The sequence below is a fragment of the Streptomyces sp. NPDC048288 genome, from assembly GCF_043201555.1.
GTDB lineage: Bacteria > Actinomycetota > Actinomycetes > Streptomycetales > Streptomycetaceae > Streptomyces.
In genome coordinates this window covers 192,171-215,483 of the sequence record NZ_JBICZD010000016.1, presented here as the reverse complement: position 1 = coordinate 215,483, position 23,313 = coordinate 192,171, and the positions used below count along the sequence as shown (strand labels likewise).

Sequence of the window (23,313 nt, the reverse complement as noted above, 5' to 3'; positions counted from 1 at the left end):
GTTGTGTACCGGGTCTGTACCGACTTCTTCCGATGTCCGAGTTAGCCGTTAGCCTGGCGCGACGCACTCACATTCGGGATGGGGGACGGTCGTAACGCATGGCCAGGGAATTCCAACGCGGCCACAAGGCCAGGATCAGTGACCTCACGGCCGGCACGGACCTGTACGTAGGGGTGCAGATCTCCGGGCCCGGTCTGACGTTCGACATCAGCTGCTTCGGCCTCGACGCCGACGAACGGCTCTCGGACGACCGCTACTTCGTCTTCTTCAACCAGCCGAAGTCCCCCGAGGAGTCCATCCAGCTGCTGGGCGCGCAGGCGGGCGACACGGAGTCCTTCCGGATCACGCTGGACAGGATCCCGCCGCAGATCCAGAAGCTGGCGTTCACGGCGACCCTCGACGGCGCCGGCCAGATGTCGCAGGTCGCTCCCGGATACATCCGGATCGTCGCGGGCGGCGAGGAGGTGGCCCGGTACTCGTTCAACGGCTCGGAGTTCTCCACCGAACGCGCCGTGATGCTGGGTGACTTCTACCTGAAGGACGTGTGGCGCTTCGCCGCCGTCGGCCAGGGTTTCGACGGCGGTCTTGAGGCGCTGCTGAAGAACTTCGGCGGCGAGGTGATGGAGGAGGCGCCCGCCGCGCCCGAGCCGCAGCCGTCGCAGGCCGGGTCCGCGCCCGGATTCGCGCCGCCCGCGTTCGCCGCCCCGGCCGCACCGGCCCCCGCACCCGCGCCGGCTCCCGCCCCGGCCCCCGCGCCCGCGCCGCAGGGCTTCACCCCGCCCCCGGCCCCCGGGCCTGTACCGGCCCCGAACATGCACGGCGCGCCCACCGTCATCGCCCCGATGACCCCGCCCGTCCCCGGCACCGTGCCGCCCCCGTCCCCGGCGCCCGCGCCCTACGGCCAGCCGCCCGCCCCGAGCGCGCCCATGCCGCCCGGCTACGGCCAGCCCCCGGCGCCCCCGCAGGCCCCGGCCCCGCCCCCGGGCTACGGCCAGCAGCCGCCGTTCGGGCAGGTCCCCGGTCAGCAGGCCTACGCGGTCCCGCAGGGCGCTCCGCAGGGCGGTGCCGGTGTCGGTGCCGCGCTCCAGAAGTTCAAGGAGACGCCCACCGGGCAGCGCTGGACCCCGCAGAACAGCAAGCTCGTCCGCGTCGACCTCGGGATGGGCGGGCAGCCGGTACTGGCCCGGCAGGGCAGCATGGTGCTCTACCAGGGCAAGGTCGACTTCAGCTACAAGGGCGCCGGATTCGCCGGCCGGCTCGTGGGCAACGCCACCGGCCAGGAGATGCAGCTGATGCGCTGCACCGGCCACGGCCAGGTCTTCCTCGCCGAGAACTCCGCGCACCTGCACCCGATCGAGCTCCAGGGCGACGCGATCTGCGTCTCCGCCGAGAGCGTCCTCGCCTTCGACGAGAGCCTCCAGTACGAGGTCCGCCGGGTCGAGGGCCACGGCATCCCCGGCGGCGCGCTGTTCACGATGCAGTTCCAGGGCACCGGCACGATCGTCGTCAAGACGCACGGCACGCCCGTGGTGCTGCCCGTGACCCCGACGACCTTCGCGGATTGCAACGCGATCGTCGCCTGGTCGGCCGCCTCCCAGGTGATCGTCTCCAGCCAGGTCCGGATGCGCCGCAACGCCTACCCGGGCGACACCGGCGAGAGCGTCAACCTGCAGTTCCGCGGTGCGCCCGGGAACTTCATCGTCGTCCAGCCGTACGAGGTCTGAGGGAGCCCGTCATGAACCAGCCGCTCGCGGGCTACGCTCCCGCACCCGTCACCGCCCGTATGGACAACCATGGCGACCACATGCTGAAGGTCGCCATGCAGACCGGGAACGACCTCCTCGCGCGCGTGGGGTCGATGGTCGCCTACGAGGGCTTCGTCCAGTACGAGCCCAACCCGCCGGCCGTCCGCCAGATCGCCCGGGACTGGGTGACCGGCGAGGGGGCGCCCCTGATGAAGTGCTCCGGCGACGGCCTGCTCTACCTCGCCGACTACGGCGCGAACGTCGTCGTCATCAACCTCAACGGCGACGGCATCTCCGTCAACGCCACCAACCTGCTCGCCTTCGACGCCCACCTCACCTGGGGCGTGGAGCGGGTCAAGGGGCTGGCGAAGTTCGCCGGGCAGGGCCTGTGGAACACCAGGATCTCCGGGCAGGGCTGGGTCGCGCTGACCTCCCGGGGCAAGCCGATCGTCGTCGACTGCGGCGGCGGCGAGGACGAGACGTACGTCGACCCGGACGCGCTGGTGGCCTGGTCGCCGAACCTCAAGGTGAAGGGCAAGCGCAGCTTCAAGGCGCAGTCGCTGATCGGCCGGGGCAGCGGCGAGGCCTACCAGATGGCCTTCTCCGGCCAGGGCATCGTCGTCGTCCAGCCCAGCGAGGACAGCACCGACCGGCTCCGGTTCCGGGGCTGAGGGGGAGTCAGAGAACCATGCAGAGCCCGCTTTTCGCCTTCAACGACTCCCAGGCCCGGGACCGCTACAGCCTCCAGAACAAGCAGATGCTGCGGGTCGTCCTGGAGGGCCACGACGACATCCTCGCCCGCAAGGGCACGATGGTCGCCTACCAGGGGCTCGTCGAGTTCGACGCCGAGTACCAGGGCCACAACCAGGCACGCGCGCGTGCGTACACCGGTGAGGGCCTGGACCTGATGCGCTGCCACGGGCAGGGCACGGTGTACTTCGCCAACCTGGCCCAGCACATCCACGTCCTGGACGTCGAGCAGGACGGCCTGACCGTGGACAGCTCCTACGTCCTCGCCATGGACTCCTCGCTGCACCACGAGGTCGTCGCCGTCGACAGCCTCTACGGCATCTCCGGGTCCGGGAAGTACCAGCTCAACATCACCGGCCACGGCAAGGTCGCCCTGATGACCTCCGGGGCGCCGCTGCTGATGCAGGTCACGCCCGACAAGTACGTCAACTGCGACGCCGACGCGATCGTCGCCTGGTCCACCGGGCTGCGTGTCCAGATGCAGGCCCAGACGCATTCCTCGGGTGTGTGGCGGCGCCGGGGCAACACCGGTGAGGGCTGGGAGCTGAGCTTCATGGGAAGTGGCTTCGCGTTGGTCCAGCCGAGTGAACTGCTGCCTCCGCAGAGCGCCCAGATCGGTCAGGGCCTCGCCGCCCAGTTCGGCATGGGCCAGCAGGGCGCGCGCGGGATGAACCAGGGCAACGTCTGGAGCTGAACGCCCGGGTAAGGGGCGACCGCCAGGGCGGTCGCCCCTTACCCGTCGGTCGGTCTCAGAGCCGGGCGCGGGTCGCCTCCAGCAGCCGTACGACCGAGTCGTCGGCGACCGCCGGGACCTCGTCGTAGGCGAACCAGCGCAGGTCGAGGGACTCGTCGCTGATCGCGTGGGCGGCGCCGGGCGGGGCCAGGGCCGCGTACTGGACGTCGAAGTGCCAGTGGCAGGGCGCCGGGATCGCATGCCGGTCCAGGCGGACCGGGCCGCCCGGCAGCAGGGTCAGCCCGGGGACGCCGGACTCCTCGGTCGCCTCCCGCAGGGCCGCGGCGGCCACGTCGGCATCGCCCGGCTCGCAGTGGCCGCCCATCTGCAGCCACATCCGCAGCTTCCTGTGCAGGGTCAGCAGCACCCGGCCGTGCCCCGGGTCCACCACCAGGGCGCTCGCCGTCACATGGCCCGCGTGACAGGCCTTCCACATGCCGTCGGGGTGGGCCGCGAGATGGTCCAGGTAGGCCTGGCACAGCTCTTCCTGGCCCTCGTACCCCTTGAGGACGAGGACCGCGTCGTCGTACAGGCTCACTCGGTGTCGTCGCCCTCGGCCCGGTCGTCCTTCTTGCGCAGGTCGGGCTTCTGGGCCGCCTCGCCGAGCATCTTGTCCAGCTCGGAGAAGTCCAGCTGCTCGCGGTGCACGAAGCCGTCCGGGTCGTCCAGGTCGGAGGCCGTCGGCAGCATGTCCGGGTGGGCCCACAGGGCGTCCCGGCCGTCGACACCGCGCGCGTCCGTGAGCGAGGCCCACAGGCGGGAGGCGTCGCGCAGCCGGCGGGGGCGCAGCTCCAGGCCGATCAGCGTGGCGAAGGTCTGCTCCGCGGGACCGCCCGTGGCACGGCGGCGGCGCAGGGTCTCGCGCAGCGCGTCGGCGGACGACAGACGCGGTTTCGCGGCCGCGTGGACCACCGCGTCCACCCAGCCCTCCACGAGCGCCAGAGCGGTCTCCAGACGGGCCAGGGCCGCCTTCTGCTCGGGGGTGTCCTCCGGCTGGAACATGCCCTGCTGAAGGGCGTCCTGCAGCTGCTCGGGGTTCTGCGGGTCGAACTGGCCGACCACGTCCTCCAGCTTGGCCGTGTCGACCTTGATCCCGCGCGCGTACCCGTCGACCGCGCCGAACAGGTGCGAGCGCAGCCACGGCACATGCGCGAACAGGCGCTGGTGGGCCGCCTCGCGCAGCGCGAGGTACAGCCGCACCTCCTCCTTCGGCACGCCGAGATCCTTGCCGAACGCCTCGATGTTCACCGGCAGCAGCGCGGCCTTGCCGGCCGGGGTCAGCGGCAGGCCGATGTCGGTCGAGCCGACGACCTCGCCCGCGAGCACGCCGACGGCCTGCCCGATCTGGGTGCCGAACATGGCGCCGCCCATGGAGCGCATCATGCCGATCAGCGGGCCCGCCATGGCCTGCATCTCCTCCGGCAGGACGTCGCCCATCGCGGCGCCGACCCGCTCGGCCACCGGGTCGACCAGCTCCTGCCAGGCGGGCAGCGTCGCCTCGACCCACTCCGCGCGCGACCAGGCCACGGCCGAGCCGGAACCGGACGGCAGCGACGTCGCGTCGTCCAGCCACAGGTCGGCCAGGCGGACGGCCTCCTGGACCGCCGTGTGCTCGGCGGGGCCCACGCTCGCGTCCTTGACGCCGTCCGACGTGCCCTGGGAGACCGTCTGGCGGGCGATCTGCTTGGCCATGTCCCAGTTCACCGGGCCGCCCTCGTACGAGAGCATCTGGCCCAGCTGCTGGAAGGCCGCGCCCAGGTCGGTGGGGTTCAGTGAACCGAACATGGCAGCGAACGGATTGTCGGCGCCGGGGCCGCCGAAGCCGCCGGCTCCGGGTGTGCCGAAACCGAACGGGTTGGCCGGTCCCTGCCCACCACCGCTCTGCTGGTCCTTCTTCTTGCCCTCGTCGCCGTCTTCCGGCTCCTCCGGCGGAAGGCCGAAACCGAATGGGGTGTCACTCACGGGAATCCTCGGCTGGTAAGGCCACCGGTTCTCTCCGGCGGCGCGGCTGCCCGACAACACCACCCAGCGTAGACACCCGAGCCCGATCGGGCCTCGGTGCTTCGCCGACAGTCGGCCTGCGGCAGGATGGATGCCACCTGGTACGTACGCGTCACTCACGCTCGTACTGAAGACAACCGCTGGAGACGCCCGGTGAGTTCCCCAGATCCGCAGGTTCGCGCAGCGCGAAACCACTCAACCCCTCCCGCTCTGCGCGGGCCCGTCGTCGCCGTGACCGGCGCCGCGACCGGGGTCGGCGCGCTGCTCACCGAGCGGCTGGCCGCGTCCGAGGAGATCAAGCAGGTCATCGCCATCGACGAGCGGCGTGGGGAGTGCGCGGACGCCCAGTGGCACATCCTCGACGTACGGGATCCGGCCATCGCCGACAAGCTCCGCGGGGCCGACGTGGTGGTGCATCTCGCGCTCGACCTCGACCTGGAGACCGATCCGGCGGCGCGCACGGCGTACAACGTGCGCGGCACGCAGACCGTGCTGACGGCCGCGGCCGCCGCCGGTGTGCACCGCGTGGTGCTTTGCACCTCCGCGATGGTCTACGGCGCGCTGCCGGACAACGAGCTGCCGCTCTCCGAGGACGCCGAGCTGCGGGCGACCGCGGAGGCCACGGGCGTGGGCGACCTGCTGGAGATCGAGCGGCTCGCGCGCCGGGCGCCCCGCGCGCACCCCGGGCTCAATGTCACCGTCGTGCGCCCCGCGGTGCTCGTGGGCGGCACCGACACCGCGCTGACCCGCTATTTTGAGTCGCCCCGGCTGCTCGTCGTCGCCGGATCGCGGCCCGCCTGGCAGTTCTGCCATGTCGAGGACCTGTGCGGTGCGCTCGAGTACGCCGTCCTGGAGAAGGTCGACGGGGAACTCGCCGTCGGGTGCGACGGATGGCTGGAGCAGGAGGAGGTCGAGGAGCTCAGCGGGATCCGGCGGATGGAGCTGCCGTCGGCGGTCGCGCTCGGCGCGGCGGCCCGGCTGCACCGGATCGGGCTCACGCCGTCGCCGGCCGGGGACCTCGCGTACACGATGTATCCGTGGGTGGTGAGCGGGAGCCGGCTGCACGACGCCGGGTGGCGGCCCGGGTGGACGAACGAGGAGGTGCTCGCCGAGTTGCTGGAGGAGGTGTCCGGCCGGCACACCGTCGTCGGACGGCGGCTCGGCCGGAAGGACGCGACGGCCGCGGGCGCGGCGGGAGCGACGGTCGCGCTGCTGGGCGCGGCGGCCGTGGTGCGGCGGGCCCGCAAGGCGCGGCGGCGGATCTGAGTCCTCCTCGCCCCTGGGGAGGAAGGCATCGGCCCGGTCGGGAAGACCGGGGCTCGGGCAGAGCTGTAGGAGTCTCCAAAGCCGTACGCGCCCGTGCCTGGTGTTAGGCGTATTCCGTGTGGTCCCCGGCTTGCGGCACGATGGGGGTATGGCTGCTATGAACGATCATCCCGGTGAGCAGGGTGCCGAAGACCCCGTCAAGCTGATCGGGATCCGGGAGACCGCGCTTTCCGTGGACGAGGTCTTCGCGGCTGTCGGGGACGACGCGGCCGGCGGGATCGCGCTGTTCGTGGGGACCGTGCGGAACCACGACGGCGGCGCCGACGTGGACGCGCTCGGGTATTCGTGCCATCCCAGTGCCGAGAGCGAGATGCGGCGGATCGCCGAGAAGGTCGTCGCGGAGTACCCGGTGCGGGCGCTGGCCGCCGTGCACCGGGTGGGGGACCTGCGGGTGGGTGATCTCGCCGTGGTCGTCGGCGTGTCGTGCCCGCATCGGGGGGATGCCTTTGAAGCCTGTCGGAAGCTGATCGACGACCTCAAGCACGAGGTGCCCATCTGGAAGCACCAGACGTTCTCCGACGGCACCGAGGAATGGGTCGGCGCCTGCTGAAGGAGCCCGTCCGGTTTCCGGTTGCGTAACCGTACCCCCCGCGTGAGCGTTGTCACTGCGGATGTTTAATCTGCTGATCAGTCAGTCGCGGACGCTCAAGGGGTTGGGAGGTCGGCATGGCGGCGCTCGTCTGGTTGCTGATTCCGCTTTTGGCGGCGGTCGGTGCCGGTCTGTGGGGCAGCTGGGCCAATCGGACCAGAAGAGCGCGCGGCGACGGGCCGGAACTCGACGGGTACGCGCGGTTCCGCGAGGCCATGGAGAAGTCCCACACCGGCAGCTGAGACGCGTGCGACGGGTGGCCCTGACGGTGCGCTGACAGACACGTCCCGTACTGTCTTCGCATGCCACGCCGCACCGCGACGATGCTCGCCTCGACTCTGATGCTGATCGCGCTCCTGTGCGCCGGAGTCCTCATCAACGTGCCGTACTCGGAGATGTCCCCCGGCCCGACCGTGAACACGCTCGGGGACCACGACGGCGAGCCGGTGCTGCAGATCTCCGGGCACAAGACCTATGCCACGTCCGGGCATCTGAACATGACCACGGTGAGGGTCACCAGCGCCGACTACAAGATGAACCTCGTGGAGGCGGTCTACGGGTGGCTCTCGCACGACACCAAGGTCGTGCCGCACGACACGCTGTACCCGAACGGCAAGACGGAGCAGCAGTCCACCCAGGAGAACGCCGAGGAGTTCAGCGAGTCCCAGGAGAGCGCCAAGGTCGCCGCCCTGAAGGAACTCGGCGTCCCGGTGAAGTCCTGGGTGATCGTCTCCACGGTGCTCAAGGACTCGCCCGCCGAGGGCAGGCTGCACGCCGGTGACGTGATCAAGGCCGTCGACGGCACGGCGGTCAAGCAGCCGGAGGACGTCGCCACGCTGGTGACCAAGCACAAGCCCGGCCAGGACGTCGTCTTCACCGTGGTGCCGGCCAAGGAGCAGGCCGCCGCCGTGAAGGCGAACAAGACGGCCACCAAGACCACGGACGTCACCATCAAGACCGCCACGTCCGACGACAGCGGCGAGAAGCGGGCCATCGTCGGGATCTCCGCCGGGACCGATCACACGTTCCCGTTCTCCATCGACATCAAGCTCGCCGACGTCGGGGGGCCCAGCGCGGGACTCATGTTCTCGCTCGGCATCTACGACAAGCTCACCCCGGGCAGCCTCACCGGCGGCAAGTTCGTCGCCGGCACCGGCACCATCGACGACGACGGCACGGTCGGCCCGATCGGCGGCATCTCGCTGAAGACCATCGGCGCGCGCAGCAAGGGCGCCCAGTACTTCCTGACCCCGGCCGACAACTGCGCCGAGGCCGCCAAGGACACCCCGAGCGGGCTCACCCTGGTCAAGGTCAAGACCATCGGCGACGCCCTGGACGCCCTCAAGGACATCCGCGGCGGGGACACCGCCGACCTGCCGAAGTGCGGCACCAAGGGCTGACACACGGACCCGGACACGGCCGGGGGCGCCCTTCCTGACGAAGGGCGCCCCCGGTGCCGTGACCGAGGGGCTCAGTCCTCGAAGGTCGCCTTCAGCGCGTCCGCCAGACCCGGGACCAGGTCGGGTCCGGTGAGGACCTCCGTCGGCGAGTCCTTCTCGCGCAGGCGCACGGCCGAGTCGCGGCTGCCGTCGCGCAGCACGCCGACCGTCATCCGGACCTCCTGGCGCTCGGGGTGCTGGGCCACCCACCTGGCCAGCTTGGCCTCGCTCAGTCCCTCGGGGACCTGGGACTCGGCGGACGGCGGCAGCATCAGGCGTTCCACCGTGAGCGCGCAGCCCACCACCGCGTCCGGCCAGGCGATGGTGCCCAGGAACTCGTCCAGCGCCTTGTCCGTTGGCACTTCGTCCTGCTCGATCGGGGTGAGGCCGGTGGTCGCGGACTCCTCCTCCAGACCGAGCTGGGCGGCGAGGGCCGGTTCCTGGGTACGCAGCCGTGCGGTGTCGACGAGGGCGAAGAGGCGAGCGGGCTGGTCCCAGCCGAGGCCGGAGGTGTACTCGTCGATCTCGAGCACGGCCCGGGTGAGCGGGTTCGCTGCCATGGGAGTGTTGGACATGGTCACAATCCTGCCTCGTTCATGGCCGGAATCGGGAACCGAGTAAGCCGTGAGTAAGTTGCATAGGTGTGGCACCGCGATCACAGGGGGCCACGGAAGGCCCACCGACACCGGGGCCTGACGGAACAAAAGCGGATCAACAGCGGATCAATCAACAGCGACTTCGAGGTGCGCACCTTGGCTTTCCAGATGCCGGACCGCGGCGGAGGCCCGACGGGGCCACGGATCAGGGCGACGGGACGTCCGTCCCGGCGCGTCCGGACCCTGCTCATGACCCTGGGCGTCCTTGCCGTGCTCGGCATGGCGTTCACCATGTTCGCGGGCTTCTGGACGGACTGGCTCTGGTACCGGTCGGTGCACTACTCCTCGGTGTTCACCACCACGCTGTGGACCAAGATCGGGCTGTTCTCCGTCTTCGGGCTGCTGATGGCGGCCGGGGTGGGCTTCAACATCTGGCTCGCGCACCGGCTGCGGCCGCCGCTGAGCGCCATGTCCATGGAGCAGCAGAGCCTCGACCGGTACCGGATGGGCATCGCGCCGTACAAGAGGTGGCTGCTGCTCGCGGTCACCGCGCTGGTCGGGCTGATCGCCGGCGCGTCCGCGGCCGGCCAGTGGCGCACCTGGCTGATGTGGGTCAACGGCGTGCCCTTCCACCAGAAGGACCCGCAGTTCGGTCTCGACGTCTCCTTCTACGCCTTCGACCTGCCCTGGTACCGCTTCCTGCTGGGCTTCGGCTTCGCCACCGCGATCCTCTCCCTGATCGCCGCCGCGCTCACCCACTACCTGTACGGCGGGCTGCGCGTCACCAGCCCGGGGGCGCGCGCCACCGGTGCCGCGACCGGCCACCTCTCGGTGCTGCTCGGTTTCTTCGTCGCCCTCAAGGCGGTCGCCTACTGGCTCGACCGGTACGGACTGGCCGTCAAGTCCAGCGACTTCAAGGCCACCGGCAACTGGACGGGTCTCAGATACGTCGACGCGAACGCGTATCTGCCGGCCAAGACGATCCTGTTCTGCATCGCCGTCATCTGCGCGCTGCTGTTCTTCGCCACCCTGTGGCGGCGCACCTGGCAGCTGCCCGTCATCGGCTTCGGCCTGATGGTCCTGTCGGCCATCCTCATCGGCGGTCTCTACCCGGCGATCGTCCAGAAGTTCCAGGTCCAGCCGAACGAGCAGGCCAAGGAAGCCCCGTACGTCCAGAAGAACCTCAAGGCGACCCGCGAGGCCTACGGCATCGACGACACCAAGGTCACCGAGTACACGGGCAAGAGCACCACCACGGACAAGAGCAAGCTTCGGGACGACGTCGACGCCACGGCGAGCATCCGGATCATGGACCCGAACATCGTCTCGCCCACGTTCCAGCAACTCCAGCAGATGCGGAACTACTACGCGTTCCCGAACAATCTGGACGTGGACCGCTACACCAAGAACGGCAAGGTCCAGGACACCGTCATCGGGCTGCGCGAGCTGAACCTCGCCGGCATCCCGAAGAACAACTGGATCAACGACCACTTCCGCTACACCCACGGCTACGGCGTGGTCGCCGCCAAGGGCACCGAGGCCGACAGCCAGGGCCAGCCGGTCTTCACCGAGTCCGACCTGCCGTCCCAGGGCGACCTGGGCACGTACCAGCAGCGGATCTACTACGGCGAGAAGACCAACACCTACTCGATCGTCGGCGGTCCCCAGAAGGAGATCGACTACTCCGACGACAGCGGTGAGAAGACCACCAGCTACGAGGGCAAGAGCGGGGTCAGCCTCTCCAGCCCGATCAACCGGGCCGCGTACGCGGTGGCGTTCAACGAGCCGCAGATCCTGTACTCGGGCGCGATCGGCGAGGGCTCGCGGATCCTGTACAACCGCACGCCCAAGGAGCGGGTCGAGGCGGTCGCCCCGTGGCTGACCATCGACGGCGACGCGTACCCGGCGGTCGTGGACGGCCGTATCCAGTGGATCGTCGACGCGTACACGACGACGAACGGCTATCCGTACGCCTCCCGTACGACCCTCGGTGACACCACCGCCGACTCGCTGACCGCGACCAACAACTCCCGCGCGGTGGTCGCCCAGCAGAACCAGGTCAACTACATCCGCAACTCGGTGAAGGCGACCGTCGACGCGTACACCGGCGCCGTCAAGCTCTACCAGTGGGACACCGAGGACCCGGTGCTGAAGACCTGGATGAAGGCCTTCCCCGGCACGGTGGAGCCCCGCAGCGCCATCTCGCAGTCTCTGATGGCTCATCTCCGGTACCCGCAGGATCTGTTCAAGGTGCAGCGCGAGCTGCTCACCCGCTACCACGTGACGGACGCCCAGACGTTCCTGACGGGCAGCGAGGTGTGGCAGGTGCCCGACGACCCGACCAACAAGTCGGGCGACGCGGTGCCGCCGTACTACCTGAGCATGAAGATGCCCGACCAGAGCGCGCAGACGTTCTCGCTGTCGACGACGTTCACGCCCAACGGCAGAGACAACCTCAGCGCGTTCATGTCGGTGGACTCCGAGGCCGATTCGAAGGACTACGGCAAGATCAGAATCCTGAAACTGCCGACCAGTACGACCGTCGACGGACCCAAACAGGTCCAGAGCAAGCTCAACTCCGAACAGGACATCGCCTCCGCCATCAAACTCCTCAAGGGCGGCGACTCGGAGGTCGAGTACGGCAATCTGCTGACCGTGCCACTGGACGGGGGCCTGCTCTACGCGGAGCCCGTCTACGTCCGCGGCGCCGGGGTCAAGTACCCGCTTCTGCGCAAGGTGCTGGTCACCTACGAGGGCAAGACCGCCTTCGAGGACACCCTCGACAAGGCGCTCAACAAGGTCTTCGGGACCGAGGGTTCGGACACCGGATCCTCGGACACCGGGACGACCACGCCGCCGACATCCTCCAACCCCACGGTCCAGGAGGCGCTGAACGACGCCCAGAAGGCCTTCGACGCGGGCCAGGAGGCCCTGAAGAAGGGCGACTGGACGGCGTACGGGAAGGCGCAGGACGAGTTGCAGGACGCGCTGAAGCGGGCCGAGGACGCACAGTCCAAGGCCGACAAGGCGAGCGGCGGCGGTACGAAGGCGAGCAGCAGCCCGAGTCCGAGCAGCAGTCCCGGCAGCAGTGCCAGTCCCGCTGCGAGCAGCAGTCCCAGTCCGGGCGCGAGCGCCAGTCCGAGCGGGTAGCCCGGGCCGATGATCGAACCAGCCCCGCGCCGTGATACGGTTGCAACACAACGGCGCGGGGTGGAGCAGCTCGGTAGCTCGCTGGGCTCATAACCCAGAGGTCGCAGGTTCAAATCCTGTCCCCGCTACTGAAGTCGAAGGCCCGGATCCTTTTGGGATCCGGGCCTTCGTGCTGTCCGGACGGGCGGCGAACGCATGTACCGGTGCGCGGGGGCGCCGTGCCGCTGTGGGGAGTTGAGGGAGATGTGTTTGACTTGTCGTTCTGTGGGCATGTCGACAAAACGCTGAAGTGACCTCACGGTCTGCGGTATACGTGGTGTACCCAGGTTGCAGGTGGTGCGACGATGAACGTTATGGGGGACAAGGCAACTCTGTTCGAGACAGGGCGATTTGTGCAGCCTTCGGGCGAGGAGCCGACCCGCGACGAGGCCGCCGAGGCCGCTGAGGAGGCACGTCACCGGCTCCAGGCCGAGGCCGGTGACGTCGAGTCGATGAGTGTGCTCGGCGCCCTGCTGCTGCGCCGTGGCGACCTCGACGGCGCCGAACCCCAGCTGCGGGCCGCCACCGGTGCCGGTGACCGGGCCGCCGCCAACAACCTCGGTGTCCTGCTGCACCAGCGCGGTTACCCCGACGAGGCCGCCGGATGGTGGCGGATCGCCGCCGTCGCCGGATCCGCGGCCGCCGCCCACGCGCTGGGCCGCTACCACCGTGAGCGCGGGGACGAGCCCGCCGCCGAGTACTGGCTGCGCCAGTCCGCCGAGCAGGGACACGCGCTCGGCGCCTACGCGCTGGCCGACCTGCTGGAGCACCGCGGGGACCCGGGCGCCGGCCGGTGGATGCGGGCCGCCGCCGAGCGGGGGCACCGGGAGGCCGCGTACCGGCTGGCCCGTGCCCTCGACCGCAGGGCGACGGGGGCCGAGGGAGAGGCCGGGGGCGACAACGGTGTCGCCGCAGGTGCGGACGCCGGTGCGGACGCCGGTACAGAAGCGGGGACGGAGACCGAAGAGGCGGAGCAGTGGTACCGGCAGGCCGCCGCCCGCGGCCACCGCCGGGCCGCGCTGCACCTCGGCGCGATCCTGGAGAAGCGCGGCGCGCTCAAGGAGGCCGGGCGCTGGTACCTGACCTCCGCCAAGGACGGCGAGGCCCGCGCGGCCTGCGCGCTGGGCTTCCTGCTGCGCGACGCCGGGGACACCGAGAGCGCGGCCGTGTGGTGGCTGCGGGCCGCGCAGGACGGCGACGGCAACGCGGCGAACGCGCTCGGCGCGCTGCACGCCGAGCGCGGCGAGACCCAGACCGCCGAGCGCTGGTACCGGGCGGCGCTGGACGCCGGGGACGACAACGGGGCGTACAACCTCGGGCTGCTCTGCGCCGAGCAGGGACGGACCGCGCAGGCCGAGCAGTGGTACCGGCGGGCCGCCTACGCCGGGCACCGGGAGGCGGCGAACGCGCTGGCCATCCTGCTGCTCCAGGTCGGCGACACCAGCGGTGCCGAGCCGTGGTTCTCCAAGGCCGCCGAGGCCGGCAGCGTGGACGCCGCGTTCAACCTCGGGATCCTCTACGCGGGGCGCGGCGAGGACCGGGTCGCGCTGCGCTGCTACGAGCGGGCGGCCGCCGCCGGGCACACCGAGGCGGCGCTGCAGGTCGGCATCGCCCGGCTGCGCGAGGGCGACGAGGCCGCCGCCGAGCGCCATCTGCGGTGCGCGGCGGGCGGGGGCAGCGCCGAGGCCGCCTACCGGCTCGCCGCCGTGCTCGACGCGCGCCGTCCCGCGGTCTCCGAGCACGAGCTCGGGGAGTCCTCCCTGAACGTGAAGACCGAGTGCGAGGAGTGGTACGAGCGGGCCGCCTCGCAGGGCCACCGGCGCGCCCAGGTGCGGGTCGGGATGCTCGCCGCGGCCCGCGGGGACGTGGTGGAGGCGGCGCGCTGGTACCGGGCGGCCGCCGAGGCCGGGTCGCGCAACGGCGCGTTCAACCTGGGGCTGCTGCTGGCCCGGGAGGGCAGCGAGCCGGAGGCGGCCGTCTGGTGGGAGCGGGCCGCCGACGCGGGGCACGGACGGGCGGCGTTGCGCCTCGCCCTCGTCTACGCGCGTCGGGGCGAGCTGGCCGTGGGACAGCAGTGGGCCGACCGCGCGGTGGCCCTGGGACCGGCCGAGGTGACCGGGCGGGCGGAGCGGCTGCGGGACGCCCTGCGGGAGGAGCTGTCGGCGTAGGCCGAGGCATTTCCGCAGGTCAGGCGCGGATGCCGGTATTGATTTGCCTCTGCCCGCGTCCCTCACGTAATGTTCAGTTCACCGACGCGGGGTGGAGCAGCTCGGTAGCTCGCTGGGCTCATAACCCAGAGGTCGCAGGTTCAAATCCTGTCCCCGCTACTCAAGGCCGAGGGCCGGAATCCGGAAACGGACTCCGGCCCTCGGTGTTTCTGCGTGCGGTGCTTCTACGGCGTGTGCCCCACCGCTTCCTCGTACAGCGCGCGGTCCACCGTCCGGGACTCCGGCAGGGGCGCGCCCGAGGTGACGCCCTGGGCCCGGTACGCCGACTGCAGACGGGTCGTCGTACCCGCCCGGATCTCCCAGTCCATGCGCAGCGGCGGGGTCGAGCGCAGGATCGCGGCGTCGGACTTCAGGAGCTTCGCGAGGTAGGTGACGAAGCTCACGTCCTTCTTGTAGTCGGCCGCGAAGTACGTGTCGACGGTCCGGATGTACGCCCTGAGCAGGGCCACGCCCGCGTCCACGTCGTCGTTCAGCAGCGCGGGGCCGTACAGCATGCCGCCCAGCGGTTCGCCCTGCGGCTGGCCGCCCAGGAACGCGTAGCCCGCCTTGCCGGTGACCTGGCGCCACACCGGGTCGAGCAGCCAGGCCGAGTCGACGCCGCCGTTCTGCAGGGCCGTGAGGACGTCGGCCGAGCCCAGCTGCTGATAGCGGATCCGGTCCAGGCCGCCGCCGTGGCTCGCCAGCGCCTTCTGCATGGGGTACGCGATCACCGACCCCTTGCCGATCATCGTGCCCAGCGTGCGCCCCGCCATCCGCACGCCGGACGCGCTCTCGCCGTTCTTCAGCCGCACCCACAGGCCGCTCCGCGACTCGGGGTCGGGCGAGAAGTTGCCCGCGACCCACTTGATGTCGAAGCCGCCCCGGACGCCGTTCATCACGGCCGCCTCGGGTGCCGCCCACATCGCGTCGATGTCCCCCTTGGCCAGCAGGGGCAGCGCGTCCGGGGTCGGCAGGACCTTGAGCGTGACATCCAGGCCCTCCGCCTTGAACTCACCTTTGTCGAGGGCGACTTCCAGAGGGGCCACGTACTCCGCGCTCAGGGTGCCGGTCGCGATAGTGATCCTGCGCGGCTTCGCGAGCGGGACGGGCGCCGGCTTCCCGGGTGAGCAGCGGGCGGGGGAGCGGGTCGGGGAGAGGTCGGCAGGGTCGGTCCAGGAGGCCTTGCCGCAGCCCGCCACCGGACGGACCGTGCGGGGCGCCGAGGCCGTCTCCCGGTCCCCCTGGTGCTGCGCCGAGCAGGCCGTGGCGAGCAGGGCCAGCGCGGCCGTCGCCACCAGGCACCGAAGGTTTCTCATGACTGCCCCCGTCCCCGGTCCCGGGGCGCCCACGGGGTGAGCAGGCGTCCGGCGAGCCGGATCAGCTCGGAGAAGACCACGCCCAGTACGGCGACGCAGACGATCCCCACGAACATGACGTCGTTCTGGAACAGCGCCCGCGAGTCGAAGATCAGATGCCCGAGGCCGTCCGTGGCCGCTATCTGCTCGGAGGCGACGATCACCAGGACCGCCACCCCCGCGGCGATGCGCGCGCCGACCAGGACCGCCGGCAGCGAGGCGGGCAGCAGGACGTGCCGGAACATCTGCCACGGCGAGGCGCCGAAGACCCGGCCAGCGTCCAGGTGGCCGGACGGGACGGCGATCACCGCCGACATGGTGGAGATCCAGACGAAGAAGAAGACGGTCACCGCCACCAGGGCCACCTGCGGGCCCTCGCCCAGCCCGAACATGTTCAGGAAGATCGGCAGCAGGGCCAGCTTCGGCACCACGTACAGGGCGTCGAGGAGCGGTTCCAGGGCCGCCCTGACCAGCGGGAACGACCCCATCAGCAGCCCCAGCGCATAGCCGGCCGCGGTGCCCGCGGCGTAGCCCGCGAGCACCCGGCGGGTGGTCGCCCGGACGTCCGGCCACAGGTCGCCCGCGGCCGCCCGGTGCCAGCCGTCGGAGAGGATCGTGGACGGGGCCGGGTAGACGCGGTCGTCGATCCACGCCTGGTTCGCGGCCAGTTGCCAGAGCAGGACCAGGACGACCGGGACGGCCGTGGCGAGGGCCAGTTCCAGGGCGCGGCGGCGCCGGTGGGTGCGGGCCGGGTGGAGTTCGGCCGGGCCGGGGGCGCGGACCAGGACCCGGCTCTCCCGGTCCGGGGTGAGGGTCGTCATGCCGGGACCGCCTCCTTCCGCAGCAGCTCCCACAGTTCGCTCTTCAGCGCCGTGAACTCGGGGGTGTCGCGGATGGTGCCGGTGCGCGGGCGCGGGAACGGCGGGCGGTGCTCGGCGATGATCCGGCCGGGGCGGGCGGACATCACCAGGACGCGGTCGCCGAGGACCAGTGCCTCCTCCAGGCTGTGCGTGATGAAGAGGGTGGTGGTGCGCAGCGCCTGGGTGAGGTCCAGGAGTTCGTCCTGGAGGATCACCCGCAGTTGGGCGTCCAGGGCCGCGAACGGCTCGTCCATGAGGAGGAGTTCGGGCTCGACGGCGAGGGCGCGGGCGATCGCCACCCGCTGCCGCATGCCGCCGGACAGGGCCGCCGGGTAGGCGTCGGCGAAGTCGGACAGGCCCAGCCGGGCCAGCCAGTCCCGGGCCCGGGCGTCCGCCTCGCGGCGCGGGACGCGCTGCACGTCGAGGCCGAAGCGGACGTTGGCCAGGACCGTCTTCCAGTCGTAGATGCCGTAGTCCTGGAAGATCATCGCGGCCGGGCGGGCGCTGTCGGTACGGATCTCCAGGCGTCCGCCGCTGGGGCGGAGCAGGCCCGCCGTGATGCGCAGGAGGGTGGACTTGCCGCAGCCGGAAGGGCCGACGAGACAGACGAACTCGCCGGGCGCGACGGTCAGATCGAGGGGGCCGAGGGCGTCGACCGCGTGGGGGGTTCGGCCGAAGGTGCGGGTCAGGGCATGGGCGCGGAGCTTCGGATACGGCTCTCCCACGGGATCTCCTCGCAAGAGTGCGGACCCGAAGACCATATGACGGTCTGTCAGATTCGGGAACCCCGTGTGCGGGTACGACGCGAAGGCCCCGGCATCCGTGGTGGGTGCCGGGGCCTTCGGGAACGTGTGTCAGGCGCCCGTCGCGCAGTCCGGGCAGAGGCCGCGGTAGGTCACCTCGACGTCCGACACCGTGAAGCCGAAGCGCTCCGAGGCGGGGAGGTCGGCCAGCGGGTTGCCGGTCGGGTGGACGTCGCGGATCGAGCCGCAGCGGGCGCAGACCAGGTGGTGGTGGGGCTGGTGCGCGTTCGGGTCGTACCGCTTGGCGCGCTTGTCCGTCGAGACCTCGAGGACCTCGCCGAGCGTGACCAGCTCGCCCAGGGTGTTGTAGACGGTCGCCCGGGAGATCTCGGGCAGCTTGGCGACGGCCCGGGTGTGGACCTCGTCGGCCGTCAGGTGGACGTGTTCGCCGTCGAGGACCTCGGCCACGACGCGTCGCTGCGCGGTCATCCGCCATCCGCGTCCACGCAGCCGTTCCAGAAGGTCACTCATGCGATCCAGCCTAACAGCAGGAGGACCACTTTACGAACAGGTGTGACTTTGGAGTCAAGCTTGATCTGGACTCTATCCAATGTAGGATCGGCTACGACTTCGGCAGGCGGCTGGAGGCCGCGGTCCAGGCCCTGCGCGGCTGAGGCTCCAGCACTGGACCGCTTGTCGTGGGCGGGCGGGCCGGATCCCCGGGAGGTCGGGGTCCGGCCCGTTCGGCGTGCCCGGACCGGCCTAGACGGGTTCCGGCGCGCGGGTCCCGACCCAGCAGCGGATGACGTCCCGGACCGAGACGATGCCGGCCGGCTCGCCGCCGTCGAGGACGATCAGATGGCGGAAGCCGCCGTGGGCCATGGCCCGGGCCGCCTCCTCCAGGGTCCAGGTGGGGGTGCAGAACACGACGTCGTTGGTGGTGTGGGCGTGGATGCGCTCCGTGTCCGGGTTCTGGCCCAGTCCGACGGAGTTGAGGATGTCGCGTTCGGTGAGGATGCCGATGCCGCCGGCGTCCGGGTCGTGGACGATCGCCGCGCCCACGCGGCGCGCGGACATCAGGGCGGCTGCCTGGCGGAGGGTGTGGGCGGGGCCGACGGTGAGGACCACCGTGCTCATGGCGTCACGGACGAGCATGAAATGCCACCTCCTAGGGAATCGCGGAGTTAGTTCAGCGATTCACAAATGCACAAGTGGGAGTTCTCTCAGGGTGGCAGGTAAAGCGAGGGTCAACAAGGGGGTGCGTGTCGCCAATTGAGGGCGCACGCGCTCATATGTGCCGGGTCGTACTGTCCGGTTGTGCCTCAGAAGGCTGTTTCAGTAACGCCGGCTGAGGTACGACAGCAGCTCGTCGTGGAGCAGACCGTTGGACGCGGCCGCGTTGCCGCTGTGCGGGCCCGGACGGCCGTCCAGGCCGGTGAAGGAGCCGCCGGCCTCCGTCACGACGATCGCGGTGGCGGCCATGTCCCACAGCGACAGCTCCGGCTCGGCACAGATGTCCACCGACCCCTCGGCGACCATCATGTACGGCCAGAAGTCGCCGTACGCGCGCGTGCGCCACACCTCGCGGGTCAGGTCCAGGAAGCCGTTCAGCTGCCCCCGCTCCTCCCAGCCGCTCAGCGAGGAGTACGCGAAGGAGGCGTCGGACAGTTTCGAGACGTTCGAGACATGGAGGCGGGACGCCGAGGACAGGCTGCGGCCGGTGAAGGCGCCGTGCCCCTTCGCCGCCCACCAGCGGCGGCCCAGCGCGGGCGCGGAGACCACGCCGACGACCGGCTGGTAGCCGCCCTCGGCCACCTCCATCAGCGAGATCAGGGTCGCCCAGACCGGCACCCCGCGCACGTAGTTCTTGGTGCCGTCGATCGGGTCGATCACCCAGCGGCGCGGGCCGGTGCCCTCGATGCCGTACTCCTCGCCGAGCACCGCGTCCCGCGGCCGGGCCCGCTGCAGCTGGCCGCGGATCAGCTCCTCGGCGGCCTTGTCCGCCTCGCTCACCGGGGTCATGTCCGGCTTGGTCTCGACCTTGAGATCGAGAGCCTTGAAGCGGTCCATGGTGGTGGCGTCCGCCGCGTCCGCGAGCACATGGGCGAGACGCAGGTCATCAAGGTAGTCCGGCATGTACCGAACGGTATCTGCCGGGGTGGGCGCGGGGCTACACAGGGACGCCGGGGATGCCAGGGGGATGCCGGGTGGTGACCGGGCGGTGATCTCGGTGCGCCCGCGTGTGTTGGCCGAAGGGCGCCCCCCGGTGCCTTCGCGAACCCTTGACAGTGGATTCGTGCGCGTCAAATCTGGGCGCAGAGTCGCTCGCCCCAGGAGGCGATGATGCCTGCAGCTCGGGAATCCCTACTGGAAGCCGCGTACACGGCGCTCGCGCGCCGGCCGTGGGCCGCGGTGCGGATGGTCGACGTGGCGGCGGCGGCCGGGGTGTCCCGGCAGACGCTGTACAACGAGTTCGGCAGCAAGGAAGGCCTCGCGCGGGCGCTGGTGCGCAGAGAGGCCGACGGGTATCTCGCGGGGGTCGAGCGGGCGCTGGGCAGCCATGCCGAGGTACGGGAACGCCTGACGGCGACGGCCGAGTGGATGGCGCTGGCCGCCCGGGACAACGCGCTGGTACGGGCGATGCTCACGGGGTGCTGGAGCGAGCGGTTGCCCACGCCGACGCTGTCCGCGGTGCCGTCGTCCTCGGCGGTGCCGGCGCAGCGGAGGGCGGACGGGCCGTTGCCCTCGCCCGGGGACTTCGTGCAGATCGTGCGGGACCGGGCGGTGGCGGTGCTGGCCGCTTCCGGGCGGGACGGGGGTGAGCTCGCCCGGTCCTGTGAGCTGGTGGTGCGGATCGCGTTGTCGTGTGTGGCCGCGCCGCCGGGGGAGGGCGGGGTGGGGGAGCTGGTGCGGGGGGTGCTGTCGCGGCAGCCGGTGTGAGAGGGGGTGGTGGTGGGTTGTGTGTCGGCTGCGGGTGGGTGGGGCTTCTCCTGGCGGGGCGCTTCAGTGGGAGGAGCCTGAGAGTTGGAGGCCGATTACGCCTACGATCACCAGGCTGATGGAGACGATCTTGAGGGTGGAGACGAGGTCGCCCAGGAAGATCATGCCGTAGATGGCGGTGCCGGCCGCGCCGATGCCGGTCCAGACCGCGTAGGCCGGGCCCACGTCGAGCTTCTTCAGGGACAGGGTGAGGAGGCCGAAGCTGCCGAGGGCGAAGGAGGCGAAGGCGATGGTGGGCCACAGGCGGGTGAAGCCGTGGGAGAGCTTGAGGCATACGGCGAAGCCTGTTTCCAGGATCCCGGCGACGATCACCAGCAGCCACGCCATGTGCTGTCCTCCCGTATGTCCAGCTCGGTGCGATTATGCACTTACCGAAGTCGGGGCATGACAAACACTGCCGTGGTCAGTCGCCTTCCTTGCGTTCCCGAGTGGCCAGCAGACGGCGCAGGGAGTAGAGGCGGGCGGGGTCCGCGTGGCCCTCGGCGACCCATGCGTCCAGTGCGCAGTCCGGCTCGTCGTGGCTGCACGCGCGCGGGCAGTCGACGGTGCCGGGTTCCAGGTCGGGGAAGGCGTGGATCACGCGGGACGGGTCGATGTGGGCGAGGCCGAAGGAACGGACGCCCGGGGTGTCGACGACCCAGCCCCCGTCGTCGGAGAGCGGCAGGGCCAGGGCGGAGGTCGTGGTGTGGCGGCCCCGGCCGGTGACCGCGTTGACATGGCCGGTCGAACGGCGGCGGTCCTTGGGGACCAGGGCGTTGACCAGCGTCGTCTTGCCCACGCCGGAGTGGCCGACGAACGCCGTGATCTTGCCGTCGAGGTGGTCCCGGACGCGTGCGGCCGCGTCCCCCGTCTCCAGCTCCTCACGGCTCGTGACCACGTAGGGGATCTCCAGGTCGCCGTAGAGCTCCAGGAGTTCGTCCGGCGGGGCCAGGTCCGACTTGGTCATGACCAGGAGGGGGGTGAGGCCGCCGTCGTAGGCCGCGACCAGGCAGCGGTCGATGAGCCGGGGGCGGGGCTCGGGGTCGGCCAGCGCGGTGACGATCGCCAGCTGGTCGGCGTTGGCGACGACCACCCGCTCGAACGGGTCGTCGTCGTCGGCGGTGCGGCGCAACACCGAGCCGCGGTCCTCGATGCGGACGATGCGGGCGAGGGTGTCCTTCTTGCCGGACAGGTCGCCGACGAGGGCGACCCGGTCGCCGACCACCGCCGCCTTGCGGCCCAGTTCACGGGCCTTCATCGCCAGGATCGTACGGTCCTCGACGAGGCAGGTCAGCCGGCCCCGGTCGACGGTGAGGACCATGCCCTCGGCCGCGTCCTCGTGGGCGGGGCGGATGTTCGTACGAGGCCGGGTGCCCTTGCGGTTGGGGCGGCTGCGGATGTCGTCCTCGTCGGTGTGCTTGCCGTAGCGGCGCATGGTCGTACGCCCCTATGCCCCGTCGCTCCCGAGCATCCCGGTCCACAGGTCGGGGAAGTCCGGCAGGGTCTTGGCCGTCGTCGCCACGTTCTCGATCCGTACGTCCGGCACGGCCAGGCCGATGATCGCGCCCGCGGTGGCCATGCGGTGGTCCTCGTAGGTGTGGAAGGTCCCGCCGTGCAGCGGGCGCGGGCGGATGTGCAGGCCGTCGGTGGTCTCGGTGACGTCGCCGCCGAGCTCGTTGATCTCCTTGGTGAGCGCGGCCAGCCGGTCCGTCTCGTGGAGGCGGAGATGGGACACGCCCCGGAGGGTGGAGGGGGAGTCGGCGAGGGCGGCGACCGCGGCGATGCCGGGGGTCAGCTCGCCGACGTCGCCCAGGTCGACGTCGATGCCGTGGATCCGGCCGGAGCCGGTGAACTCCAGGCCGGACTCGGTCAGTTCGCAGGAGCCGCCCATCTCGGTGAAGATCTCCCGCAGCCGGTCGCCCGGCTGGGTGGTCCGGGACGGCCAGTCCGGGATCAGCACCTTGCCGCCGGTGACGAGGGCGGCGGCGAGGAACGGCTGGGCGTTGGAGAGGTCCGGCTCGACGGTCAGGTCACGGCCGAGCAGGGCGCCCGGGGTGACCCGCCAGACGTTGGGCTCGCCGCCCGACTCCGGGGTGTCCACCTGGGCGCCGACCGCGCGCAGCATGTCGACGGTCATCCGGATGTGGGGGAGGGACGGGAGGCTCGCGCCGATGTGGCGGACCTCCACGCCCTGGTTGAAGCGGGGGCCGGAGAGGAGCAGGGCCGACACGAACTGGGAGGAGGACGAGGCGTCGATCGAGACCGGGCCGCCGTCCAGGGCGCCGCCGCCGTGCACGGTCAGGGGGAGCGCGCCCCGGCCGTCGTCGTCGATCCGGGCGCCGAGGGTGCGCAGGGCGTCGATCACGCCGTGCAGGGGGCGTTCGTAGGAGCGGGGGTCGCCGTCGAAGCGGATGTCGCCGGAGGCGAGGGTGGCAACGGGGGGCAGGAACCGCATCACCGTGCCGGCGTTGCCGACGTCGACGGTGGCGGGGCCGCGGAGCCCTGCCGGGATCACCCGCCAGGCCTCGCCGGAGCCGTCGGGGCCGCCCGCGACGGAGGAGCTGGAAGACACCGTCTCCTCGATGCCGACGCCCATCGCGCGCAGGGCACCGGCCATCAGCAGGGTGTCGCGGGAGCGGAGGGGGCGGCGCAGCCAGCCGGGTTCGGAGGCGAGGGCGGCGAGGACGAGGGCGCGGTTGGTGACCGACTTGGACCCCGGCACGTGAACCGTCGCGTCGACGGCTCCGCGCGCGTGGGGTGCGGGCCAGAGGGCGGTTGGTGCGGTGGGGTTTGCGGCCATG

At 71.1% G+C, this 23,313-nt stretch carries 22 protein-coding genes and 2 tRNA genes; 12 read left to right on the top strand and 12 right to left on the bottom strand.

Annotation, left to right across the window (positions count from 1 at the left end):
- The first annotated feature begins 98 nt into the window (after nucleotides 1–98).
- The 3 genes from ACGFZS_RS42860 to ACGFZS_RS42850 are packed head-to-tail and all read left to right on the top strand — an operon-like array spanning nucleotide 99 to nucleotide 3,189.
- Complete coding sequence (locus ACGFZS_RS42860; RefSeq protein ID WP_393799689.1) at nucleotides 99–1,724, top strand: TerD family protein; 1,626 nt, start codon at nucleotides 99–101, stop codon at nucleotides 1,722–1,724.
- A gap of 11 nt (nucleotides 1,725–1,735) precedes the next feature.
- Nucleotides 1,736–2,416 (top strand): AIM24 family protein, encoded by a 681-nt coding sequence (locus ACGFZS_RS42855; protein WP_393666543.1) that lies wholly within the window; start codon nucleotides 1,736–1,738, stop codon nucleotides 2,414–2,416.
- A 17-nt stretch (nucleotides 2,417–2,433) separates the two neighbouring features.
- Nucleotides 2,434–3,189, top strand: coding sequence for an AIM24 family protein (locus ACGFZS_RS42850; RefSeq protein ID WP_393799688.1), 756 nt, complete (start codon nucleotides 2,434–2,436; stop codon nucleotides 3,187–3,189).
- A 55-nt stretch (nucleotides 3,190–3,244) separates the two neighbouring features.
- Here ACGFZS_RS42850 and ACGFZS_RS42845 read toward each other — a convergent pair whose 3' ends face one another.
- On the bottom strand, nucleotides 3,245–3,766 hold the full coding sequence (locus ACGFZS_RS42845; protein ID WP_393799687.1) for an NUDIX hydrolase: 522 nt from the start codon (nucleotides 3,764–3,766) through the stop codon (nucleotides 3,245–3,247).
- Entirely contained in the window at nucleotides 3,763–5,190 is a 1,428-nt protein-coding gene (locus tag ACGFZS_RS42840) for a zinc-dependent metalloprotease (RefSeq protein WP_393799686.1), read from the bottom strand. Before ACGFZS_RS42840 ends, ACGFZS_RS42845 begins: the two co-directional genes overlap by 4 nt.
- Nucleotides 5,191–5,382: 192 nt before the next feature.
- Between ACGFZS_RS42840 and ACGFZS_RS42835 the strand changes: the two genes are divergently transcribed.
- The 4 genes from ACGFZS_RS42835 (at nucleotide 5,383) to ACGFZS_RS42820 (ending at nucleotide 8,544) form a co-directional block, all read left to right on the top strand.
- Nucleotides 5,383–6,495, top strand: a complete 1,113-nt coding sequence (locus tag ACGFZS_RS42835; RefSeq protein WP_355715833.1) for an SDR family oxidoreductase — start codon at nucleotides 5,383–5,385, stop codon at nucleotides 6,493–6,495.
- Nucleotides 6,496–6,643: 148 nt separating this feature from the next.
- Entirely contained in the window at nucleotides 6,644–7,105 is a 462-nt protein-coding gene (locus tag ACGFZS_RS42830) for a molybdenum cofactor biosynthesis protein MoaE (protein ID WP_355715835.1), read from the top strand.
- Nucleotides 7,106–7,221: 116 nt separating this feature from the next.
- The gene (locus ACGFZS_RS42825) at nucleotides 7,222–7,386 is read left to right on the top strand and encodes a hypothetical protein (RefSeq protein ID WP_393799685.1); all 165 of its coding nucleotides are present in this window, start codon (nucleotides 7,222–7,224) and stop codon (nucleotides 7,384–7,386) included.
- Between the two features lie 60 nt (nucleotides 7,387–7,446).
- Nucleotides 7,447–8,544, top strand: a complete 1,098-nt coding sequence (locus ACGFZS_RS42820; RefSeq protein WP_355715840.1) for a PDZ domain-containing protein — start codon at nucleotides 7,447–7,449, stop codon at nucleotides 8,542–8,544.
- A 71-nt stretch (nucleotides 8,545–8,615) separates the two neighbouring features.
- On the opposite strand, the gene ACGFZS_RS42815 is transcribed toward ACGFZS_RS42820, so the two are convergent.
- Complete coding sequence (locus ACGFZS_RS42815; protein ID WP_355715843.1) at nucleotides 8,616–9,158, bottom strand: PPA1309 family protein; 543 nt, start codon at nucleotides 9,156–9,158, stop codon at nucleotides 8,616–8,618.
- Nucleotides 9,159–9,347: 189 nt separating this feature from the next.
- On the opposite strand from ACGFZS_RS42815, the gene ACGFZS_RS42810 reads away from it, so the two are divergent.
- The 4 genes from ACGFZS_RS42810 to ACGFZS_RS42795 all read left to right on the top strand — a co-directional run bounded on the left by ACGFZS_RS42810 (nucleotide 9,348) and on the right by ACGFZS_RS42795 (nucleotide 14,695).
- A complete protein-coding gene (locus ACGFZS_RS42810; RefSeq protein WP_393799714.1) occupies nucleotides 9,348–12,329 on the top strand; it encodes a UPF0182 family protein in 2,982 nt (993 codons plus the stop codon).
- A 54-nt stretch (nucleotides 12,330–12,383) separates the two neighbouring features.
- Nucleotides 12,384–12,457: transfer RNA gene (locus tag ACGFZS_RS42805), tRNA-Met, on the top strand.
- Nucleotides 12,458–12,673: 216 nt separating this feature from the next.
- Nucleotides 12,674–14,536, top strand: coding sequence for a sel1 repeat family protein (locus ACGFZS_RS42800; protein ID WP_393799684.1), 1,863 nt, complete (start codon nucleotides 12,674–12,676; stop codon nucleotides 14,534–14,536).
- An 85-nt stretch (nucleotides 14,537–14,621) separates the two neighbouring features.
- A tRNA-Met gene (locus ACGFZS_RS42795) sits at nucleotides 14,622–14,695 on the top strand.
- Between the two features lie 65 nt (nucleotides 14,696–14,760).
- Here the strand turns inward: ACGFZS_RS42795 and ACGFZS_RS42790 are convergent.
- The 6 genes from ACGFZS_RS42790 to hisN form a co-directional block, all read right to left on the bottom strand.
- On the bottom strand, nucleotides 14,761–15,891 hold the full coding sequence (locus ACGFZS_RS42790) for an ABC transporter substrate-binding protein (RefSeq protein WP_393799683.1): 1,131 nt from the start codon (nucleotides 15,889–15,891) through the stop codon (nucleotides 14,761–14,763).
- Nucleotides 15,888–16,751 (bottom strand): ABC transporter permease, encoded by an 864-nt coding sequence (locus tag ACGFZS_RS42785; RefSeq protein WP_393799682.1) that lies wholly within the window; start codon nucleotides 16,749–16,751, stop codon nucleotides 15,888–15,890. Before ACGFZS_RS42785 ends, ACGFZS_RS42790 begins: the two co-directional genes overlap by 4 nt.
- Nucleotides 16,748–17,515 (bottom strand): ABC transporter ATP-binding protein, encoded by a 768-nt coding sequence (locus tag ACGFZS_RS42780; RefSeq protein WP_393799681.1) that lies wholly within the window; start codon nucleotides 17,513–17,515, stop codon nucleotides 16,748–16,750. Before ACGFZS_RS42780 ends, ACGFZS_RS42785 begins: the two co-directional genes overlap by 4 nt.
- Before the next feature lie 129 nt (nucleotides 17,516–17,644).
- Nucleotides 17,645–18,064 carry a Fur family transcriptional regulator gene (locus ACGFZS_RS42775; RefSeq protein ID WP_393799680.1) on the bottom strand — a complete coding sequence of 140 codons (420 nt, stop codon included), beginning with the start codon at nucleotides 18,062–18,064 and terminating at the stop codon, nucleotides 17,645–17,647.
- Nucleotides 18,065–18,295: 231 nt separating this feature from the next.
- Nucleotides 18,296–18,688, bottom strand: a complete 393-nt coding sequence (locus ACGFZS_RS42770; protein WP_355715858.1) for a CBS domain-containing protein — start codon at nucleotides 18,686–18,688, stop codon at nucleotides 18,296–18,298.
- A 180-nt stretch (nucleotides 18,689–18,868) separates the two neighbouring features.
- Nucleotides 18,869–19,669 (bottom strand): histidinol-phosphatase, encoded by an 801-nt coding sequence (gene hisN, locus ACGFZS_RS42765; RefSeq protein ID WP_359220156.1) that lies wholly within the window; start codon nucleotides 19,667–19,669, stop codon nucleotides 18,869–18,871.
- A 207-nt stretch (nucleotides 19,670–19,876) separates the two neighbouring features.
- Between hisN and ACGFZS_RS42760 the strand changes: the two genes are divergently transcribed.
- Nucleotides 19,877–20,473 carry a TetR/AcrR family transcriptional regulator gene (locus tag ACGFZS_RS42760; protein WP_393799679.1) on the top strand — a complete coding sequence of 199 codons (597 nt, stop codon included), beginning with the start codon at nucleotides 19,877–19,879 and terminating at the stop codon, nucleotides 20,471–20,473.
- 63 nt (nucleotides 20,474–20,536) lie between these two features.
- Here the strand turns inward: ACGFZS_RS42760 and ACGFZS_RS42755 are convergent, their stop codons facing one another.
- The 3 genes from ACGFZS_RS42755 to aroA form a co-directional block, all read right to left on the bottom strand.
- A complete protein-coding gene (locus tag ACGFZS_RS42755) occupies nucleotides 20,537–20,860 on the bottom strand; it encodes a multidrug efflux SMR transporter (RefSeq protein ID WP_355715863.1) in 324 nt (107 codons plus the stop codon).
- 76 nt (nucleotides 20,861–20,936) lie between these two features.
- The gene (gene rsgA, locus ACGFZS_RS42750) at nucleotides 20,937–21,947 is read right to left on the bottom strand and encodes a ribosome small subunit-dependent GTPase A (protein WP_393799678.1); all 1,011 of its coding nucleotides are present in this window, start codon (nucleotides 21,945–21,947) and stop codon (nucleotides 20,937–20,939) included.
- A 12-nt stretch (nucleotides 21,948–21,959) separates the two neighbouring features.
- Nucleotides 21,960–23,312, bottom strand: coding sequence for a 3-phosphoshikimate 1-carboxyvinyltransferase (gene aroA / locus ACGFZS_RS42745; protein WP_393799677.1), 1,353 nt, complete (start codon nucleotides 23,310–23,312; stop codon nucleotides 21,960–21,962).
- Nucleotide 23,313: the final 1 nt, after the last annotated feature.

Bases quoted from the DNA above. Each gene is read 5' to 3' on its own strand.
- ACGFZS_RS42860 (WP_393799689.1), top strand. From the start codon at position 99: ATGGCCAGGGAATTCCAACGCGGCCACAAGGCCAGGATCAGTGACCTC.
- ACGFZS_RS42855 (WP_393666543.1), top strand. From the start codon at position 1,736: ATGAACCAGCCGCTCGCGGGCTACGCTCCCGCACCCGTCACCGCCCGT.
- ACGFZS_RS42850 (WP_393799688.1), top strand. From the start codon at position 2,434: ATGCAGAGCCCGCTTTTCGCCTTCAACGACTCCCAGGCCCGGGACCGC.
- ACGFZS_RS42830 (WP_355715835.1), top strand. From the start codon at position 6,644: ATGGCTGCTATGAACGATCATCCCGGTGAGCAGGGTGCCGAAGACCCC.
- ACGFZS_RS42825 (WP_393799685.1), top strand. From the start codon at position 7,222: ATGGCGGCGCTCGTCTGGTTGCTGATTCCGCTTTTGGCGGCGGTCGGT.
- ACGFZS_RS42820 (WP_355715840.1), top strand. From the start codon at position 7,447: ATGCCACGCCGCACCGCGACGATGCTCGCCTCGACTCTGATGCTGATC.
- ACGFZS_RS42815 (WP_355715843.1), bottom strand. From the start codon at position 9,158: ATGTCCAACACTCCCATGGCAGCGAACCCGCTCACCCGGGCCGTGCTC.
- ACGFZS_RS42810 (WP_393799714.1), top strand. From the start codon at position 9,348: ATGCCGGACCGCGGCGGAGGCCCGACGGGGCCACGGATCAGGGCGACG.
- ACGFZS_RS42800 (WP_393799684.1), top strand. From the start codon at position 12,674: ATGAACGTTATGGGGGACAAGGCAACTCTGTTCGAGACAGGGCGATTT.
- ACGFZS_RS42790 (WP_393799683.1), bottom strand. From the start codon at position 15,891: ATGAGAAACCTTCGGTGCCTGGTGGCGACGGCCGCGCTGGCCCTGCTC.
- ACGFZS_RS42785 (WP_393799682.1), bottom strand. From the start codon at position 16,751: ATGACGACCCTCACCCCGGACCGGGAGAGCCGGGTCCTGGTCCGCGCC.
- ACGFZS_RS42775 (WP_393799680.1), bottom strand. From the start codon at position 18,064: ATGAGTGACCTTCTGGAACGGCTGCGTGGACGCGGATGGCGGATGACC.
- ACGFZS_RS42770 (WP_355715858.1), bottom strand. From the start codon at position 18,688: ATGCTCGTCCGTGACGCCATGAGCACGGTGGTCCTCACCGTCGGCCCC.
- hisN (WP_359220156.1), bottom strand. From the start codon at position 19,669: ATGCCGGACTACCTTGATGACCTGCGTCTCGCCCATGTGCTCGCGGAC.
- ACGFZS_RS42760 (WP_393799679.1), top strand. From the start codon at position 19,877: ATGCCTGCAGCTCGGGAATCCCTACTGGAAGCCGCGTACACGGCGCTC.
- ACGFZS_RS42755 (WP_355715863.1), bottom strand. From the start codon at position 20,860: ATGGCGTGGCTGCTGGTGATCGTCGCCGGGATCCTGGAAACAGGCTTC.
- rsgA (WP_393799678.1), bottom strand. From the start codon at position 21,947: ATGCGCCGCTACGGCAAGCACACCGACGAGGACGACATCCGCAGCCGC.
- aroA (WP_393799677.1), bottom strand. From the start codon at position 23,312: ATGGCCGCAAACCCCACCGCACCAACCGCCCTCTGGCCCGCACCCCAC.